Below are 18504 nucleotides of genomic sequence, written 5' to 3'. Positions count from 1 at the left end.
AATGTTAGCGTAATCGTCGTCGTGAAACAGCAGTCGAGTCCGAAGCAGGAGCAGGCACAGCGATTGGCGCAGCGGTCGAGTCTGCGCCTGCACTTCTGGTAGCTTTCGCAGAGTCCTGCAAAGTTGGAGTTGGACGACTCGGCACCGTTACACGCGATACTGCATTCGGTACAATAGTTGAATCAACGGTGGGTTTTTTCTCCTTGTCATCGGATTTGCTGCCCGAAAGCCAGCGTGTGAAGGCATCAAAGTAAGCGTTCCAGCGCTCACCAAATTCACCCCAAGTGTGAAAGGTCTCACGGTAGGAAATGCCAATGCCCCACACTTCGGCAATCGTGTTATTGAAGAGGTTGAAATTATTAGGACCGTAATTTCGGAAGGCTTCTAAGACAAGGTTTCGGCTGATGCGGTATTCCAAGCGCTGGGAGTTGCTGATAGCATTGTTGGTGCGACCGAGCGAGTCGACAGCCGCAGTAGAGCCAGAGCCTGTAACAACCAGCCGGCCGTCTGTGCCTGGCACAGCATACTCAAGCGAGAAGTCGACGCCAGCGACTTGACCGCTGCGGTCACGTGCAAAGTCGATATTAACCGCCTGCACGCCTTGAATAGCCGAAGCAAGACGCGTAATTTGCGACGAAAGCAAGCCAGCACCCGCTGACAGCCCAACGCCAGTGAGTAGACCACCAGATAGACTTCCACCACTGGCGCTACCGGGCGGTGCATACCATCGGCGCGCAGTCAGCAGTGTGATGAAATTGAGTGCGGCATTAGGGTCTTCTTCGCCTGCAATCCGAGTACCCGGCGCACGATAAGTGCGCTCGTTGAGAATGTAGCTAATCTCAATTTGGGTGTCATCAACCGTGCCGCCAATGTGTGGACGCAAGATAATGTTATCAAGCTCGTTGCGGGTTGTAGAGAGCACACGCGTCTGGTAGCGTGCAAAGATGTCCAAGACTGCATCGGTTAGCCCGCCGCCAAGCCAGCGCATTGTGGCACCCGGCTCAATGTTAAATGCCACGCCATAAAAGTTATATCGCCCTGATGTGATGCTGGCAGAGCCAAATACGCGGTATGTGGTTTTCTGCTTGTTAATCGTCAGCGCCATATCTTCAATGAGGGCATCTAATTGCTCGCCTAAGAAGCGGTCAAAGACAAGCGTGTAAGACAAGGGTTGCACTGTTGCAATCCGTAGCGACATAGACAGTTCGTCAACAAATGAGGCTTTGTAAGCCGAGCGAATGGCACGTGCCGTCTCGGAAAGCTCAAACTCTTCGTCCAGCGTAAGGTTTAGCTTTGGATTGCGGCGCAGGCGTGCTTCCAGCGAGGTGTCTTCTTCGACAATGGTCGTGATGAATTTGGACGCTTCGACAATTTGTGAGCCTTTGCTCGAGCCAGAGCGAAATTGCGTAAGCCGCCCACCATCAAGGCGGAGCGTGCCAGAGAGCACTGGCTCTTTCATCGTGCCTGAAAAGCGTAATTCATCGGAACTTGCAATAAGACGACCAATAAGCTCTTCGCTACGACCAGCGGGCTTGTCGTAGAGCAAGAGCTTGCTAAAGCTGAGTTGAATATCAAAACGCTGAACATCAAAGTCAGACATTCTCACCGTACCGCTGGTTCTCAAAAGGCCACCTTGCTTGTCTCGCACATCGACGCTGCGCCATTGCACCAAATTAGGCGTAATATCGGCACTGCCATTAATAATATACTCCACGCCGGAAGCAGTGGTCGTAGCGTGAACATCTTGTGCAGTCAGCACGGCTTTAAGCGTTGGGCTTGGGAATCGCCCAAAGTATGTAATACGAAGACCGATTGCACCCGATACGCGCTGCACGGGCGCTGCGAACTCTAAAATCGTAGGGCTGAGGTCTGGACAAGCGATTTCTACCCAAATGTCTTCATTTTGCAGCAAGCGCTCTTCAGCGTTAATAGAGAGGTCAATCGGGAGTCGGCCTTCGCCACGAATGTGTGTGTAGGGTTTGAGCGGTAAATTGAATGCACGGTAGCGTGCGCTATCGGTATTTGCGCCTAGCTCAAAGGTAAAGCGCTTGTTTTCATACCGCCCAGCAAAATCAAGGTGTCCGATGTCAATCGTTTCATAGAAGAAATTATCCAGCGTGCTGGTCAGCGTGATAACTGGAGAGATAAAGTTACCAGTTAAATTCATCGTGAGGTTAAGTGTCCCACCCAGCTTTGTGTTGGGTGAATCGAAAAAGAACTGACGAATGTCCGAAAGTGAAAAGTCTTGAATGCGGAATGAAAGTTCGCTCTGACCAGTAAGGCGAAACTCACCGAGTACAACGATTTCCTGTTCATTATTGATGAAGCGGAGATTTTCAAACTTTACAAGGTCTCGGCTGATGATGATTTGTGCATTCGCATCGTTTTGCCAAAAGTAGTTTTGTGTAGCAAAAGTTGCATCACGCAATTGGATAACATACTGATCACCCACTGTGCGCACTTCGGCATCAAGGTCAAACAGTCCACGCGTGTTTTGGTGCGTTGTGCGCAGATTGACATCAAGGTCACTGGGGGCATATTTGGCGCGCAAAGCTGTTTTCACAAAGCGCTGGTCGCCGATTTTCATTCGGAAAACATTGGCTTGCAGAAGCGCATTTAAGTTGTGAAAGGTGCGTCGCTGAGTTGAATCAGTTTGCAAATCGTCTGAGTAGCGCAGTGAAGCTGAAAGGGTGCGCGCGGCAAGTATCGTGCCATAGCGAAGTGAATCAATCGTCAGTGAAGTGTGCCACAAGCAGCGATTAGCTTGGCTTTCAATGCGCCCTTCCATTGAGCCAATTGCATTAAAGTAGCCAGAGCGCAGCATCAGGGCAATTTTCGAAAGACTCTTGAAACTGAGCTTATAGCGCACGCTAAGCGGCGGCAAGGCCAGCATTGAGTCCGAGATGCTGCTAAGCTCTTCTTCGCTGGTGTGGCGACGGGATTTGCGTTGCAATTCTCTGGTGAGCCGATCGGTGCGTCGTGTCAGATATTCGTAGCGGCGCTGCTGCGCCTCACTACGGAAAATATTGTCCTTCAAAATCTCTTCGTTGATAACTGCACCTTGCAGCAAAAGCAAGTTGAAGAGTGTTGAAAGATTAAACTGTCCATCAGCTTCAAAGTTTGCAACATCGCTTTCAAGTCGCACCATAGAGAGGCTATCGCTTTGCCGAACATCTAACGAGGCTTTCGTGCCAGAAACGATGTAAAGCCTGCCAACCGTGGAAGAGTCAAAGGTAATTTCAAAGCGACCGCTCACCTTATCTAAGCTGAAACTCTCGCCATCTAACTCGCAATTCATCGTAAGGTAGGTCTTGATGCTATCGTCCCGAATCCACTTACCGAGATTGAAGCCTGTAAATTGTGCGCGACCTTTGTAGGTCGGCTCTGTTGGCTTAAAGTCCAGTTCACCTGTAAAGTGTAAGGACTGCTCGTCTGCAAAAACTTTCAGCTCGCCTTCGGCTTTTTGCCGCGCAGCTCTAACATTAAGCGTCGCCGATGAAATGTTGCGCCCTGCCAGCGACGATGGCTCTAAGCGACCGCTAAGCTGAAACTCAACGCCTCTTAGGCGCTGAAAATCTGTGCCTTTGCCGTTAACTTCGCCGTTGAAGTTGATGTTGCTCCAAAGCGATGAATCACCCAGCGCAAGACCAAGATTAAGATGTTCCGTCTCAATCCCACCGATGTAGGTAATGGGCAAACCTTGCCGAAAGCTCAGCTCAAGATTAGCGCGAAGGGTGCCAGCAATAGAGTGCAGTGCTGCATCAGCTTTGAAGTTGTCACGCGTGCCGCGATAGGTGCCCTCAACTTCTACTGTGCCCAAGTTGCGATAATCTTTCAAACCTTCTATTCCAAACAGCTCATACAGCTCAGGAATAGAGAGTTGTGAGGGGCGTAGCAAAAGGTTCACCCAGAGGTTTTCCAGCGTGGCAATGCCAACCACTTCACCTGAAAGGTGAATTTGGCTTTTGGGGGTTTGTAGGTAGCTGGGTGAGAGCGTAAAGTTATTGAGCCAGCCACGTGCTAAAATCAGTGTGGAGAATTCACCTTCGGGCAAAGGCGTATCGGGCACAAAAGGCTGAAATTCCTTTGGCACTGCCCGTGGTACATCAAGTTCAAGGGCAAAGCGGGTTTTTTCAATCGCCTCCTTCGTGATGGGTGCAAAGAGATTAAGACCGCTGAGCGAGGCATGACAGGCTAACATTGACTCACGCGTCTGCACGCGCCAACCTATAAGTTCTACGCGCTCGCTGTTCAGCGAAAGAAACCCGGAAGCACTCTCCAGTGTGAAGTGCTTAGTTGGCAAATCGAAGTGCAACGCGCGCAAAATGAACGTGAAAATGTCGTTTTGATACTCAAAGTAAGCCTGCAGCGAAGCATGCGCAAATTCCCACTTGTCATATTTCAATGAATCGGGCACTGCAGACTGACCAGCAAAGCGATACCAAGTGATGTGTGCGTTGTCAATCGCAATCTCGTCGAAGATGAGTTTCGGAAGAGCAGTAGCAAGCGTATCCTGCGTGGTTGTGGTATCTGATTTTATCAGTTGCAAAAGCGTAAAGCGACCTGTGCTATCCTCCATTAGCTGCAAGACGGGGTGGCTAAGTGCAATGCGACGCAGGTGAATGCGGTCGCCAAACCCTTTCAGCACACCATCGTAGAGCACATCAGCATCAAGTTCCAGTGTGAGCTTATTGAGCGAGAGACTTGGCAGAGTGTCGACGCCGACATACAGCCTGATGCTGTCAATAGCAATCTCATTCGGAAATGCAATAGTAACTTGATGAAATGCAAGCCGACCGTTGAATAACTCACTGAAAATTGTCTGGATTTTTTCTTTGAAGAACGCTTTACCATGTTCTGTTTGGGCATAACCATAGAAGGCGGCAGCGGTAATCAGGAGCAGGAAGCCCAAAAGCGTGGCGCTGCGGAATGTGAAACTCAAAAGCCGAACTAACCATTGCGCCAGCCATGCCAGAGATAGCCATATCTTATCACTTAGCGAAGTCATCAGGCTCGACTCTCTGATTTACAGTAGGCGTTTAGGATTTTTTCAATTGTGCCTGTAGTAGAGCGACCGTCCAAAAATGCAATCGTGCGCACTTCACCGCCGTGTGCTTCAACCACCTCTTTGCCGACAATTTTATCCAAAGCCCAGTCTCCGCCTTTCACAAGCACGTCCGGCAAGAGCGCTTCAATAATGCGCAGTGGCGTGTCGTCGTCAAAGAGCACTACGGCATCGACAGGTTTCAATCGGCTTAGGATATACGCACGGTCTTGCTCCGAGTTAATAGGTCGGTGCTCACCCTTGAGGCGCCGCACAGAGGCATCGCTATTGATTGCAACCACCAGAAAATCGCCCAAAGCTTTGGCTTTTTCCAAATACTGCACATGCCCAGCGTGAAGAATATCGAAACAGCCATTTGTAAAGACAACAGTTTTCCCTTGTTGTTTAATTCGGCTGACAAGTTTCTGGGCAGCATCGAGCGGTAAAATTGCAGTCTCCAAGTCTGTCATTGTGATATCGGGTAGAATTTGATGCAAATTTGCGATTTTAGAAGCTAAGTGCGAAGGCAAAAGGGCGCAAAAATCAAGGCGTCGCAAAAAGCAAGGGTGTCACCTAAGGAGGCGGTGAAAGCAAAACCTACATGCCATTGCCTTAAAAGAAGGCAAGAGGTATTGTTAGGCTTTGCGTATAAGCAACATGGTTAAACGGAGTGCAAGCTTATGGTGTCAAAATTTTGCAGCAAGCAATTGCAGCGCACTTGAAATTTTACATCTCTTTTTTAAGTTGAACCTTGTAAATCGGGCGTATAAACAAAAAGCGAGGTTTCAGGACTATGTTAGCCCATCGCACTCTCTTTTGGCTCGTGGCAACAGCTATGCTACTATTTCAAGTCATTTTCGTGCCCGCTTCAGCATCAGCGCAGTATTTTGCTTTTGGCCGCAACAAGGTGCAGTATCGCAACTTCGAGTGGTATTATATCCAGTCGGAGCATTTCGATGTCTACTTCACCGAAGGCGGAGAATACCTAGCCAAATTCACGGCTGATGCAGCCGAGGCAGCATATGCGACAGTCAAGAAAGATTTCAAATACGAAATCAATAACCGCATTGCATTTATCGTCTACAAGTCGCATAACGATTTCCAGCAGAACAATGTCATCAATGAGTATCTTGAAGAAGGGGTGGGCGGTGTAACAGAGCTCTATAAAAACCGCATCGTCATCCCCTTCGATGGGGACTATCGGCGCTTTCGCCATGTCATCCACCACGAGTTGATTCACGCTGTGGTCAATGATATGATTTACGGTGGCTCCGTGCAGTCTGCAATTGCCAACAACATCCGAATTCAACTGCCACTGTGGTTCAACGAAGGCATTGCGGAATATCAAGCACTGGAGTGGGATACCAACTCCGATATGTTCATCAATGATGCAATTATCAACAACTACCTTGCACCGATTCCCTACCTTTACGGATACTTTGCCTATCGGGGTGGGCAGTCGGTCTGGAAGTTTATCTCTGAAAAGTACGGTCGGGAGAAAATCTCGGAGATTATGGCACGCCTGCGCGCCACACGCAACTTAGATGCGGCATTTCGTGGCTCGCTTGGTCTGTCAATTGAGGAGCTGTCTGAAAAGTGGTTGCGTGAGCAAAAAGTGACTTACTGGCCAGAAATTGCGCGCCGAGAAGACATTAACCAGATTATGAAAAAACTCACCGACCATCGCAAAGATGGGAGCAACTACAACACCTCGCCGTCCATCTCGCCGCAGGGTGACAAGTTTGCCTTCATCACTGACCGCAGTGGGTATTTTGATATTTATGTTGGCTCTACGCTCAACCCCAAAGAGCAGCGACGGTTAGTAGCAGGTCAGCGTGGGCCTGATTTTGAGGAGCTGAAAATTCTGACACCCGGCATTACTTGGTCACCTGATGGAAAGAAAATTGCCCTTGCAACCAAAGCAGGTGAATACGATGCGATTATGATGATTGATGTGGAGACAGGTGCAACCGAAAAACTCACCTTTGAGTTTGATGGTATCTTCTCCGTGGATTGGTCTCCTGATGGCGACCGCTTAGTGTTCATTGGCAATCAGGACTGCCGCAGCGACGTCTATATCTACAATATGAAGACGCAGGAGATGATTAATGTAACCAATGATGTCTTCAGCGATTTTGACCCGAAGTGGTCACCCGATGGCAAGAAAATCTATTTTGCTTCTGACCGTCGCAACTACACCCTGATTTCACCAGAGTTTCTCTCCAAAGAGAATCGATACAAATCGACACAGGGACCGCTCAAAGATGTCTTCAAGATGCGGTTGCACGACTACTCGCAGAATGATCTGTATGAAATTTCGCTGGAAACCTTTACAATGCGGCGCCTAACCGCCACCGATGGGGTCGATGAATCTTCGCCAGTGCTCAGTCCAGATGGCAAGAAGATGCTCTTTGTCTCTGACCGCAATGGCGTCTATAACATCTATGAGATGATTTTGGACGGCACGGAGAACTTAGGGCCACTGGTCGATGCGACGGCGTCATTAGAAAATTTGCCGGCGGCACAACCGAAGGTGCGTCCAATTACTGACCTTCTGTCTGGTATTCGCCATATTTCCATTTCCCGTGATGGCACAAAGCTCTTGGGGGTCGGCTTAGACTACGGCGGTTTTGACATCTATATGCTGCGAATGCCCTTCGAACGGCAGGTCAAGACGACGCTCAAAAATGGTGAGCTGGAGCCCACACCTTGGGGCAAGGTAATGGTTAAAACACAAACGCTGAAGTTTGCCGAAAATACAGGGCTACTGCGCACAAAGGCGCTACAGTATCAAGCGCACCTGTTCGGCAATGAGCCGAAACTGGCACTTGCGCCGCATTCGGGGTTGCCATCTTCTTCGCTGGTGAAACTGCATCGTGAGGCAACGGCGCAGCCCAAGAAGGAAGACTCTGCCAGTACGGCACGCCCTGAAAATAAGCTCGGCTTTAACCCAAGAAAGTATGTGTTTGCAGAAGGCGGAGAAGCAGCTAAGACAGCAGCTCAACCAAAGTCGGATGTAGCAGCCAACCAAACATCTGATGCCACCGGTGACTCCGTAATCGTCTCCGAGCCACGTGTTAATGTCAAGAATTTCGTCTTCGACCGCGCCAACCTAAATGCACTCTCGGAGAAATTGAAAGAACCTGAGAAACGTCCGATTGCAGAGAATCGTCCGAGAAACGCAGTAGACGAGGAAGGTGAATACAAAGTAAAGCGCTATCGTCTGAGCTTTACGCCTGACATCGTCTATGGTGGGGCAGGATATGATGCGATTTGGGGAGCACGCGGCTCAGGCATCTTTGCTTTCAGCGACCTTTTAGGCAACCACCAAATTAGCATCTTCACCAATTTGCAGTTCGACCTGCAGAATAGTGACTATGGTATCACATATGCCTACTTGGCGAACCGCATTGATTATGCGTTCAGCGCTTTCCACCAAGCGCGCTTTTTAGGCTTGCAGAATCCAACAAACCCGAACTTTATTGACTTCTTCCGATTCCGTCTCTACGGTGCAAGCCTGAGCGCCCAATACCCGCTTACCCGCTTTGACCGATTTGATTTCAGTGTGGGTTACCTGACCCTGTCCAAAGAAAATCTGGATGGCACATTTGGCAATGAAAGCGTGGGCTTTTTCTACCCATCTGTGACCTTTACGCACGATGACTCTCGGCCTTTCCTCTACGCGCCAATTTCGGGCACGCGCTATGCCGTCAGCCTCTCGGGCACCGCAGGGAGTCGTGTAAATTTTGCAACACTGCTTTTTGACTATCGCACTTACTTTGACTTTGCACGCTACTACTCGTTTGTGATTCGGCTCTCAGGTGCAGCCAGCGTTGGCGGCACGCCCCAAAACTTTTTCATTGGTGGCACAGAGAATTGGATTAACCGCCAGTTTGAGAATAATAGCATACCGATTAGCGCTGTGCAGGACTTTATCTTCACTACGCCAGCCATTCCACTGCGTGGGCACAATCTGAATGCACAAAACGGCACGCGCTTTGGTCTGGTGAATCTGGAGTTTCGCTTCCCATTTGTGCAAACCTTGCCATTAGGTCCCATTCCAATCCCGCTTTACTACCTGATGGGCACCATCTTTGTCGATGCAGGGGCAGCATGGTCTGACGAGAAGCGTTTGCGTTTGCGCCTGCGTGATGTGCCTAATGGCACCACGCCTTACTACACTGACATTTTGGCAGGTACAGGCTGGGGCATTCGCACCGTCTTCTTAGGCTTTGTGGTACGCTTTGATATGGCATGGGCATACTACAATCAGGGCTTTTCAGAGCCACGATACTACATTTCGCTTGGCAGTGATTTCTAACTGCGGAGTGCAAAAAGCCCTAAGCGTAGTAAGGCTAAGGCGAAGCAGGAGCAGCGAAGTCGCTGGCAGGCGTAGCTTTAGCGGCAAAGTCAGCAAGAAGCTCCAGAACTTTGTCTTGCAGTTCCTCAATGTCACGGCGTGCTTGAGTATAGTTCATTGCCATCAGTGAGAACGCAAACCACTCGCCGTTTTCGCCATAGAGGTATCCAGAAATTGTGCGCACGCCTGAAAGGTAACCTGTTTTGGCAAAAACACGCTTTTCAGCTTTGGTGTGGCGCAAGCGTTCCAGCATCGTGCCATCGAAGCCAGCAATCGCTAAGGTTTTAAGAAAAGTCTCGAACTTGCTGGAGTGGTAAAACCAGCGCAGAAGGCTGAGGATGGCATCAGGTGAAATGCGATTTTTGCGGCTCAACCCACTGCCATCAAAGCCAAGAAATTCTTCTGGCTTGGCACCAGCAACGGACAGCACTTTGCGCATGGCTTGCAGCCCAGCTTCCAGTGAACCTTTCCCACCGCCTTGATAGGCTGCGCCAACTGTCCGCAAAACTTGCTCCGAAAGGTAGTTGCTACTTTCTTTTTGCAGGTAAGTTAAAATTTCCATCAGTGAAGGGGAACGATATTGCGCAATCAGGCGCAGAGAATCCTTGATAAATGTCTCAGCCGTGTGCTTTCGGCGAATTTCGCCCTCAATGCGAATGCCCTTTTTGGCTAAGGTTTCTAAAAGCACGGTAAGAAAAAACATTGCAGGCCGCTCAATGGAGATTTTCTCGCTGTAGCCGCGCTTTTGTGTAATTGGCAACTCACCTGAAATGACAATTGTGTTTGTGCCCATAATGCGAGAAATCAATAAGGTGCGCCGTGTATTCTTGGCAGAGGTGGTGGCATAGTTCTGAATGGAGACAAACCCAGTCGGGGGCAGTAGAACAATCACAGGAGGCTTGCCAACTGTATCGGCGGGAAAAGCTTGCACCCAGACCGCATTTTCGTTAAAGGAAAGAGCTGAAATAGGTGCAGCCATTCCATATGAGAGGTCGTCCCACTCCAAGCCAGTCGCATACTCGCCATCGCCATTGAACCAATCTTGCGAGAGCGGCGATGGTTCGAAGGCGCTATCGTCGCCGATGAGGTTGCCCTTGACAATGCGAATGCCAGCGCTGAGCAGGCTATCGGCAACAGCTTCGAAGAACAGCGTTGGTGAGCCCATCTCGCCGTTTTGAGGGTCAAGCCATTTGCCTGACAGACAAGGGTTGCCGTTGCTGGTTACTATTAGGTCGCCTTGTAGCACGCCTGTATGATCGGGCAACCGCTCAAGCCGACCACGCGCAAAAACATTGGTGGTGTATTGAAAAGCAGTGTCCAGATATGTCAGGGCTGCTGCCACCGTGAGAAGTTTTTGGTTCGAGGCAGGAATAAAATTTTTCTCGCTCAGTTGTTTGAAGAGAACTTCTTTTCGGCTGAGCGACTCAATGCGCACACCCCAAAGCACATGCTGCATAGACGGCTGAGCAAATAGTTGCTCTAATGCTTGCCTAAACGCCTTAAGCTTTTGCTGCTCTGCTTTTGAGCGGGGTGGCAAAGGTTTGCGCTCAAACATTCCTTTCTGGAAAATCTCTTGCGGGAGCGCAAAGTGAGAGAACACAAGGCTGAGAAGAAAAGAGAACATCAATGCGCCACATATTTGGTTACTGCGGAGAGGATATCTCATCGCTAACTGTCTATTGCTTTTGGGGTAGTCTTGGGAAAATTTGCAAAATCCTTAGAACTTCGTTGCAGGGGTCTGACTGGTATGCGCCAGAGCGTGTCGCATAGCTCGAACAAATTGTTCGGCTCTCTGGGCAACGGCTGCAGCAAAATCAGAAATACGCTGAAAACAACCGTCAGGGTAGATGAGAGCGCGGCTAATGTTGATAACAGCCGAACGTTTTTCGGTGTCCACGCTATGAATCAGGGCGGATTCCAGTGAGCCACCTTGTGCACCCACACCGGGCACAAGAAAGCAAAGGTCAGGAGCACTGGCACGAATCTGACCAATCAGCTCAGCGTGAGTTGCACCAACTACGATACCTACATTTCCTGCGTAGTTCCACATCACAGCTTTTTCCAGCACCCATTCGTAGAGCCGCTTCCCTGTTGCAAGGGGTTGTAGCTCGAAGTCAATAGCACCTGAGTTCGAAGTGAGGCACAGCACGAAGGTCATTTTGTTGGTGTATGCAAAAAACGGTTCAAGTGAATCATAGCCCATATACGGCGGCACGGTAACCGCATCAAAGTTCCAGACCTCAAAGAAGGCACGGGCGTAGTGGCGAGAAGTGTGACCAATATCAGCGCGCTTGATATCAGCAATCGTAATCGCATGTGTGGGCAAGGCTTTCATGGTGGTTTCCAGTGTTGATAAGCCTTTAAGACCCTGCGACTCGAAGAAAGCAAAATTAGGTTTGTACGCCACCGCCCACTCCGCAGTGGCGTCAATGACAGCATGTATGAATTCTTGCACGGGATCTTGCGATTGCAAAAACGGAGTGGGCAATTGCACTATATCAGGATCAAGTCCTACGCAGAGCCATGACTGCTTTTGCGAAATAAGCGTGTTAAGGCGTGCTTTCAGCATATACTTTTTTTAAGATAGAGAAGAAATGTAGATTTCACACGGTGCTTCAACCTGATGTAGTCTGGACGTAGGTGTGTAGTCGTGAGTACGATCACTTGCGCTGCAGATTTTGAAGTCTTGCAGTTATTGCCAAGAGCAAAATAGAGCGGTGGCATATCCATACTAATTTGCAATATGCTCAATTTAGCGCATTCGAAAATGATGCAGACAGCTTTTTCCTACAACGCCCCAGATGTGCGGGGACACTTTGGCATCTACGGCGGCAAGTTTGTGCCTGAGACACTTATCAAAAATTCTGAAGAATTGGAGCGAGAATACTTAGCCGCAAAGGCAGACCCAAAATTCTGGGCAGAGTTTAATGACCTGCTTCAACACTTTGTAGGACGTCCTACACCGCTCTACTTTGCTCAGCGGCTCTCTATGGAGCAGGGTGGGGCAAAAATTTATCTCAAGCGTGAAGACCTTTGCCACACTGGGGCGCATAAAATCAACAATGCAATTGGGCAGGTGCTGCTGGCAAGGCGAATGGGTAAGCGCCGCATCATCGCAGAGACAGGTGCAGGACAGCACGGCGTTGCAACCGCAACCGTCTGCGCGCTCTTCGGGCTGGAGTGCATCGTCTATATGGGTGAGGAAGATATGCGCCGTCAAGCGCCAAATGTAGCAAGAATGAAATTGCTGGGCGCTACAGTTGTGCCAGTTACAACAGGCAGTCGCACACTCAAAGATGCCACCAGCGAAGCTATTCGTGATTGGGTAACCAACCCTGAGGAGACCTTCTACATCATTGGCTCGGTGGTGGGTATGCACCCATACCCAATGATGGTACGTGATTTTCAAAGTGTGATTGGACGGGAAACACGGGCACAAATTTTAGAGCGCGAAGGACGCTTGCCATCGCTGATTACAGCTTGCGTCGGCGGTGGCTCCAACGCAATTGGCATGTTCTATGCATTTCTAAGCGATGCCCAGACTGTAAGATTGGTAGGCATTGAGGCAGCAGGCGAGGGATTAGATCGACGCCATGCTGCCACGCTCACCAAAGGCAAGCCCGGCGTATTGCACGGGGCAATGACATACCTACTGCAAGATGAAAACGGTCAAATTGAGTTAGCCCATTCAATCTCAGCGGGGCTTGATTATCCAGGAGTGGGTCCCGAACATAGCTACCTAAAAGATTTAGGACTGGTGCACTACCACTATGCAACCGATGATGAAGCCATGCAAGCGCTGAAGACGTTAGCACGCACTGAAGGCATTATTTGCGCCATTGAGTCTGCGCACGCCGTGCATTATGCTTTGCAAGTTGCGCCAACAATGCAGCACGAAGATATTATTGTAGTCTGCCTCTCAGGTCGGGGCGACAAAGACCTTGATACCATAATGCAATACTTCAAGCTGTAGGGTTGGTGCAGCAAAGTCTTGTGCAAAGTCAATGCTTGCTGCAAGATGGCGGTGCTTGAAGTCTGCTGATGCTCCGCAAGCACGATGATTATTGCCTTTCACAAACCATATGGAGTGCTCTCTCAATTTACGCCAAATGGGTCAGTGCATCGGACGCTAGCGGAATTTGGGTTTCCAAAGCAGGTTTACCCGATTGGACGGCTAGATGCAGATTCGGAAGGTTTGCTCTTGCTGACCGATGAACGCGCGCTAACTGAACGCTTGCTGAATCCGAAATATCGGCACCGCCGGGTCTATTATGTGCAGGTTGAGCGGGTGCCCACACCAGCCGATTTGGAAAAGCTATCACAAGGTGTAGTGATTGCAGGATACCGCACGCAGCCGTGCTCTGCCTACTTTTTAGACCCTGAGCCTGACTTTCCGCCACGTGTGCCGCCGATTCGTTTTCGAAAAAGCGTGCCAACATGCTGGATTGCCCTCGAGCTCTTCGAGGGAAAGAATCGGCAGGTGCGTAAGATGACTGCTGCAATTGGTTTCCCCACACTGCGCTTAATTCGCACGCAAATTGGTCGCTTCGAGCTGGGTAAATTGCCTGCTGGGGAGTGGAAGATTCTTTCTGCATCTGAACGCCAGAGGCTCTTCGAGACTTAGTGGGTTCAAAGCGCAAGTTGTTAAACTCCCCTCTCCTTAATGAAGGAGAGGGGAAAAGTCTGCTCTGCACCTGAAGAAGTAATACCCGCTAATCCTTTGCGATGTAGTTAATGAGGTCTACAATACGGTGGGAGTAGCCCCATTCATTATCATACCAGCCAATCAGCTTGAAGAAGCGGCTGTTGAGTTCAATCCCTGAACCTGCATCAAAAATGCAGGAATGAGGGTCATGGATAAAGTCAGTTGAAACCACTTCTTCATCCGTGTAAGCCAGAATTCCTTTAAGGTAGGTTTCACTGGCGCGTTTCATTGCGTCGCAGATTTCTTTATAGGAAGTCTCTTTTGTGGTGCGCACAGTAAGGTCGACGACAGAGACAGTAGGTGTTGGCACGCGAAAACTCATACCAGTTAGCTTGCCCTTCACCTCAGGAATGGCAAGACCCACCGCTTTAGCGGCGCCAGTCGTTGAGGGGATAATGTTGATTGCGGCGCTGCGTCCACCTTTCCAATCTTTCTTGGAAGGACCGTCGACGGTTTTCTGTGTAGCCGTGTAAGAGTGCACCGTTGTCATCAAGCCTTCCTCAATGCCAAAGCCTTCTTTGAGAAGCACGTGCACCATTGGCGCAAGGCAATTTGTGGTGCAGCTGGCATTGGAAATAATCACGTGCTTGGTGGCATCATACTTATCATGATTGACACCCATTACAATTGTAATATCTTCGCCTTTGGCGGGTGCAGAGATAATAACCTTCTTTGCCCCTGCGGTGATGTGTCCGCGTGCTTTTTCTGCGTCTGTAAACAGTCCTGTCGATTCAACCACAATATCAACCCCCAGCTCTTTCCAAGGCATGGCAGCAGGACCGTCTTTGATAGCCAAGCATTTGATTTTGTAGCCGTCGACAACCAGTATATCATCTTCCGCCAGTGAGGGATTGGATTTTTCGCTGTGCACAGAACCTTTGTAACGCCCTTGTGTAGAATCGTATTTGAGTAGGTAGGCAAGATTATCGGCCGGCACTAAATCATTGACTGCAACCACATCGATATTTTTCCCTAAATGACCCTCCTCTGCAATGACACGAAAAACCAAGCGCCCGATACGCCCGAACCCGTTGATGCCAACTTTAAGCGCCATAATTGTTACTCCTTTTTCGGTGAGAAGTTGATGAAATACCACTCAGCCGCAGCAGGCTGCGCAGCAAGATAAGAAAATGCGGCTGCTTTTCAAGAATTGGTAGGGACAAGAGCGGGCTGATGAACAAAGCCGTGCAAGTTATTCAGGGATAAGCAGGAGCTTGCCCGTTGTGCGGCGTGATTCCAAAAGCTGGTGAGCATCTTTGGCTGCGCAAAGTGAAAGTTTCTGTGAAATGTAGAGCCGCAGGGTGCCTTGTTCTAACCAAGTAAAAAGATCGCGTGCGCGCATTAGCAACTCTTGGCGTGTAGCGATGTAGTGCGTCAGCGAAGGGCGAGTTAGAAAAAGCGAGCCTTTTTGGCTCAAAAGTAGGGGGCTAACGGGTGGCACAACCCCACTGGCGTTGCCAAAACTGACTAGCATACCGCGTGGTTTTAGCACACTCAGGCTACCCTCAAATGTATCAGCACCAACCGAGTCATAGACCACACTGACGCCTTCTCGCTCAGTCAGGCGACGCGTTTCGGCAACGAAATCTTGCGTCGTGTAGATGATGACTTCATCAGCGCCAGCCTCACGGGCTAATGCAGCTTTGGCTTCGGTGGAAACTGTGCCGATAACCCGCGCACCGCGCAACTTGGCAAGCTGCGTGAGCAAAAGTCCAACACCGCCTGCTGCAGCGTGAATGAGCACCGTTTCGCCCGGCTGCACAGCATAAGTGGAAGTAACAAGGTAATGAGCCGTGAGACCCTGTAACATCAAGGCAGCCGCTTGCTCAAACGAAACGGAATCTGGCAAGGGCACCAGCTGTTCTTCAGGCACTACGTTGTATTCAGCATATGAGCCAATTGCACTTGCAAACGCAACTCGGTCGCCCACCTTACATAAACTAACGCCCTCGCCCAGTGCTTCAACAACGCCAGCTGCTTCCAACCCAGGCGTAAAAGGCAATACTTGTGGATACAATCCTGTGCGGTGATAAATGTCAATATAGTTCACCCCAATTGCATAGAGGCGAACTAATGCAGAATGAGGTCTGGGAACTGGTATGGGCTTTTCTTGATACTGCAGTTCTGCGGCACCGCCATACTTTTCAACGACGATTGCTTTCACGCTGTCTGACTTACTTTTTGGATAAAAGCTTTAGTAACTCCTCTGCGTGTGTTTCAGGTTTGACTTTGGGGAAAACGTGCGAAATTCGCCCTTCTTCATCAATGAGATATGTCACGCGGTTTGTGCCCATATACTTTTTCCCGTAGAGGCTTTTCTCGCCCCAAGCACCATAATCTTGCACAATCTTTTTCTCGGTATCAACCAAAAGCCGAAAGGGCAGATTATACTTTTCTGCGAACTTCTTGTGCTTTTTCTCATCGTCAACACTGACGCCCAGAATCTCGACATTCATTTTTTTGAACTGTGCGAAGCGGTCGCGAAAGCCACAGGCTTCCTTTGTGCAGCCTGGTGTATCGTCTTTGGGATAGAAGTAAAGAATGACCTTTTTTCCCTTAAAGTCTTCCAGTGCAACAGGCTTGCCGTCTTGGTCAATCGTCTTGAAGGGGGGAGCTTTGACACCAACTTCCAGAAGTGCCATTTTAGGGTTGCTTAAATTGAACAGTTTTCCACTGCTTGAACAAATCTTTGACTTTATTACGCTGATACTTGCCAGTTGAAGTAACAGGAATTGAATCGGTAAATATCACCACTTTTGGACATTTGTTGAAGGGTAATTTTTTGGCGCACTCTTTAATAATGTCCTCGCCTGAGAGCGTTGCACCCTCCTTGAGCTGCACCAGCGCACCAACTTCTTCGCCATACCAATCGTTCTCAAAACCGACAGCAATTGCAGACCGAACACCCGGAATAGCGTTTAGAACCTCGTCAATCTCAAGGGGCGAGATATTAACCCCGCCGCGAATAATCAGCTCTTTCAAACGCCCTGTGATGAAGAAGAATTTCCGCCCCTGCGCATCGGTTTTGTAGAAGCCTTCATCACCGCTGTGAAACCAACCTTTTTCAAAAGCCTTGACATTTGCTTCTTCGTTTTTATAGTAGCCTTTCATCACATTGTGACCGCGAATGACAATCTCGCCGCGCCAGCCCTCACGCACTTTCTCACCACGGTCGTTGAAGATAGCCATTTCGTTGGGTGGAATAGGCACGCCAATTGAGGGAAACCCATACTGACTAAGCCAGTGAGTATGCTCCTCGTCACTTAAATCCAGTGGAAGAAAGCAGGAGTAGCAAGTGGTCTCTGAAAGCCCGTAGCCGTGAATGATTTTCAGCCCATAGCGTTTCTCAAAGTTTGTAGCCAGTTCAACAGTGAGTGGCCCAGCACCACAGATGAAATGGCTAAATGATGATAGATCGTAGCGTGAAAGGTCGATATTGGCATGCAAAAGAAACTGCAGCAAGGTGGGCACAACACTGACGACTTTGACTTTTTCATTGGCTAAGCGCTCAAAGAATGTCTCCGTTTGAAACTTTTGGTTGAGCACAACCGAGCCACCGTAGTAGAGCGGCGTTAGCAGCGTAACTACAGTGCCGTTGACGTGGTGGATCGGCAACACACACATCATCACATCGCCTTCTTGTAGGTTATGCCACTTTGCAATAGCATCGGCATCAACCAGTAGGTTATACTGCGTCAGCACGACGCCCTTCGGCAATCCTGTGGTGCCGCTGGTATAGACAATTAAGGCTTCAGTTTCCAAGTCCGCGTAAGTTGCTTGGCTATCATTCACGGCTGGCTGCGATTGGACGCGCGTGTCGGTAATTTGTGCTTGCTCAAAGGTGTCAGGGTAAGCGGAAATGGTCTCTTCAAATTCGCTCGAGGGCAGCAGTGTAATACGAAGTCCTAATTCCTGCACCATTGGCAAATACTCGTCGCGCACAAAGGCCAGCGAAACCTCCGCATTTTCCAAAATGTAGCGAATGCGCTCGGGAGTCTCACCGACATTGATAGGTACGACTGTAATGCCAGCGCACCATGCGGCAAAGTATTGCACAACCGTATCAATGTGGTTGTGTGAAATGGTCGCAACGCGGCTCTCTTCAATCAAGCCTTGCGCACGCAGGTAGTTGGCGGTCTGAAAGACTTTTCGCCGAAACTCGTCGTAGGTGTATCGGATTGAAACTCCGCCGCTGGCGTAAAATGTGATGAAAGTGTCGTTTTTGTGCTTTTTAGCGCGTGCCGTAAGCAGTTCCAAAATGTTGCGATAAGGAACAAGGTAATTCGTGGGCAAATAAGTCTGTCCATCAATGATAACGGCATGCGCCATGTGGGCATTGAAGAGTAAATCCTTGTTCATCGGCTAAGTGTCAAAGTCTGTTTTTTAGTTGTGTGC

General features: G+C 49.5%; 11 protein-coding genes. 3 read left to right on the top strand and 8 right to left on the bottom strand.

The annotated features are described in order from the left end of the window. Positions 1–4: 4 nt before the first annotated feature. Positions 5–5008, bottom strand: coding sequence for a translocation/assembly module TamB (locus NZM05_10525; protein ID MCS7014048.1), 5004 nt, complete (start codon positions 5006–5008; stop codon positions 5–7). Then, positions 5008–5514 carry a D-glycero-beta-D-manno-heptose 1-phosphate adenylyltransferase gene (rfaE2, locus tag NZM05_10520; protein MCS7014047.1) on the bottom strand — a complete coding sequence of 169 codons (507 nt, stop codon included), beginning with the start codon at positions 5512–5514 and terminating at the stop codon, positions 5008–5010. The genes NZM05_10525 and rfaE2 overlap by 1 nt, the downstream gene beginning before the upstream one ends. Positions 5515–5879: 365 nt before the next feature. On the opposite strand from rfaE2, the gene NZM05_10515 reads away from it, so the two are divergent. Next, positions 5880–9365 (top strand): peptidase MA family metallohydrolase, encoded by a 3486-nt coding sequence (locus NZM05_10515; protein MCS7014046.1) that lies wholly within the window; start codon positions 5880–5882, stop codon positions 9363–9365. 34 nt (positions 9366–9399) lie between these two features. On the opposite strand, the gene dacB is transcribed toward NZM05_10515, so the two are convergent. Both dacB and pyrF read right to left on the bottom strand, forming a co-directional pair. Further along, positions 9400–11070: a D-alanyl-D-alanine carboxypeptidase/D-alanyl-D-alanine-endopeptidase gene (gene dacB, locus NZM05_10510; GenBank protein ID MCS7014045.1), complete on the bottom strand. Its 1671-nt coding sequence runs from the start codon at positions 11068–11070 to the stop codon at positions 9400–9402. 51 nt (positions 11071–11121) lie between these two features. Next, a complete protein-coding gene (pyrF, locus tag NZM05_10505) occupies positions 11122–11973 on the bottom strand; it encodes an orotidine-5'-phosphate decarboxylase (GenBank protein MCS7014044.1) in 852 nt (283 codons plus the stop codon). Between the two features lie 201 nt (positions 11974–12174). On the opposite strand from pyrF, the gene trpB reads away from it, so the two are divergent. Next, positions 12175–13377, top strand: a complete 1203-nt coding sequence (gene trpB, locus NZM05_10500; protein MCS7014043.1) for a tryptophan synthase subunit beta — start codon at positions 12175–12177, stop codon at positions 13375–13377. A gap of 84 nt (positions 13378–13461) precedes the next feature. After that, a complete protein-coding gene (locus tag NZM05_10495; GenBank protein ID MCS7014042.1) occupies positions 13462–14028 on the top strand; it encodes a pseudouridine synthase in 567 nt (188 codons plus the stop codon). A gap of 88 nt (positions 14029–14116) precedes the next feature. On the opposite strand, the gene gap is transcribed toward NZM05_10495, so the two are convergent. From gap to NZM05_10475, 4 genes are all read right to left on the bottom strand, one after another. Beyond that, positions 14117–15163 (bottom strand): type I glyceraldehyde-3-phosphate dehydrogenase, encoded by a 1047-nt coding sequence (gap, locus tag NZM05_10490; GenBank protein ID MCS7014041.1) that lies wholly within the window; start codon positions 15161–15163, stop codon positions 14117–14119. A gap of 138 nt (positions 15164–15301) precedes the next feature. Then, a complete protein-coding gene (locus tag NZM05_10485) occupies positions 15302–16273 on the bottom strand; it encodes a quinone oxidoreductase (GenBank protein ID MCS7014040.1) in 972 nt (323 codons plus the stop codon). Between the two features lie 10 nt (positions 16274–16283). Continuing rightward, positions 16284–16751, bottom strand: a complete 468-nt coding sequence (gene bcp / locus NZM05_10480) for a thioredoxin-dependent thiol peroxidase (GenBank protein ID MCS7014039.1) — start codon at positions 16749–16751, stop codon at positions 16284–16286. Between the two features lies 1 nt (position 16752). Beyond that, positions 16753–18468: an acyl--CoA ligase gene (locus NZM05_10475; GenBank protein ID MCS7014038.1), complete on the bottom strand. Its 1716-nt coding sequence runs from the start codon at positions 18466–18468 to the stop codon at positions 16753–16755. Between the last annotated feature and the right edge of the window lie 36 nt (positions 18469–18504).

Source organism: Chloroherpetonaceae bacterium, assembly GCA_025056565.1.
Taxonomy (GTDB): Bacteria; Bacteroidota; Chlorobiia; order Chlorobiales; family Thermochlorobacteraceae; genus Thermochlorobacter.
The sequence above is the reverse complement of the archived record's forward strand: the minus strand, read 5'-3'. Positions and strand labels throughout refer to the sequence as shown.

What these genes read in the sequence shown, in the direction of transcription:
- NZM05_10525 (MCS7014048.1), bottom strand. Translation starts at nt 5,008, where the DNA reads ATGACTTCGCTAAGTGATAAGATATGGCTATCTCTGGCATGGCTGGCG.
- rfaE2 (MCS7014047.1), bottom strand. Translation starts at nt 5,514, where the DNA reads ATGACAGACTTGGAGACTGCAATTTTACCGCTCGATGCTGCCCAGAAA.
- NZM05_10515 (MCS7014046.1), top strand. Translation starts at nt 5,880, where the DNA reads ATGCTACTATTTCAAGTCATTTTCGTGCCCGCTTCAGCATCAGCGCAG.
- dacB (MCS7014045.1), bottom strand. Translation starts at nt 11,070, where the DNA reads ATGAGATATCCTCTCCGCAGTAACCAAATATGTGGCGCATTGATGTTC.
- pyrF (MCS7014044.1), bottom strand. Translation starts at nt 11,973, where the DNA reads ATGCTGAAAGCACGCCTTAACACGCTTATTTCGCAAAAGCAGTCATGG.
- trpB (MCS7014043.1), top strand. Translation starts at nt 12,175, where the DNA reads ATGCAGACAGCTTTTTCCTACAACGCCCCAGATGTGCGGGGACACTTT.
- NZM05_10495 (MCS7014042.1), top strand. Translation starts at nt 13,462, where the DNA reads ATGATTATTGCCTTTCACAAACCATATGGAGTGCTCTCTCAATTTACG.
- gap (MCS7014041.1), bottom strand. Translation starts at nt 15,163, where the DNA reads ATGGCGCTTAAAGTTGGCATCAACGGGTTCGGGCGTATCGGGCGCTTG.
- bcp (MCS7014039.1), bottom strand. Translation starts at nt 16,751, where the DNA reads ATGGCACTTCTGGAAGTTGGTGTCAAAGCTCCCCCCTTCAAGACGATT.
- NZM05_10475 (MCS7014038.1), bottom strand. Translation starts at nt 18,468, where the DNA reads ATGAACAAGGATTTACTCTTCAATGCCCACATGGCGCATGCCGTTATC.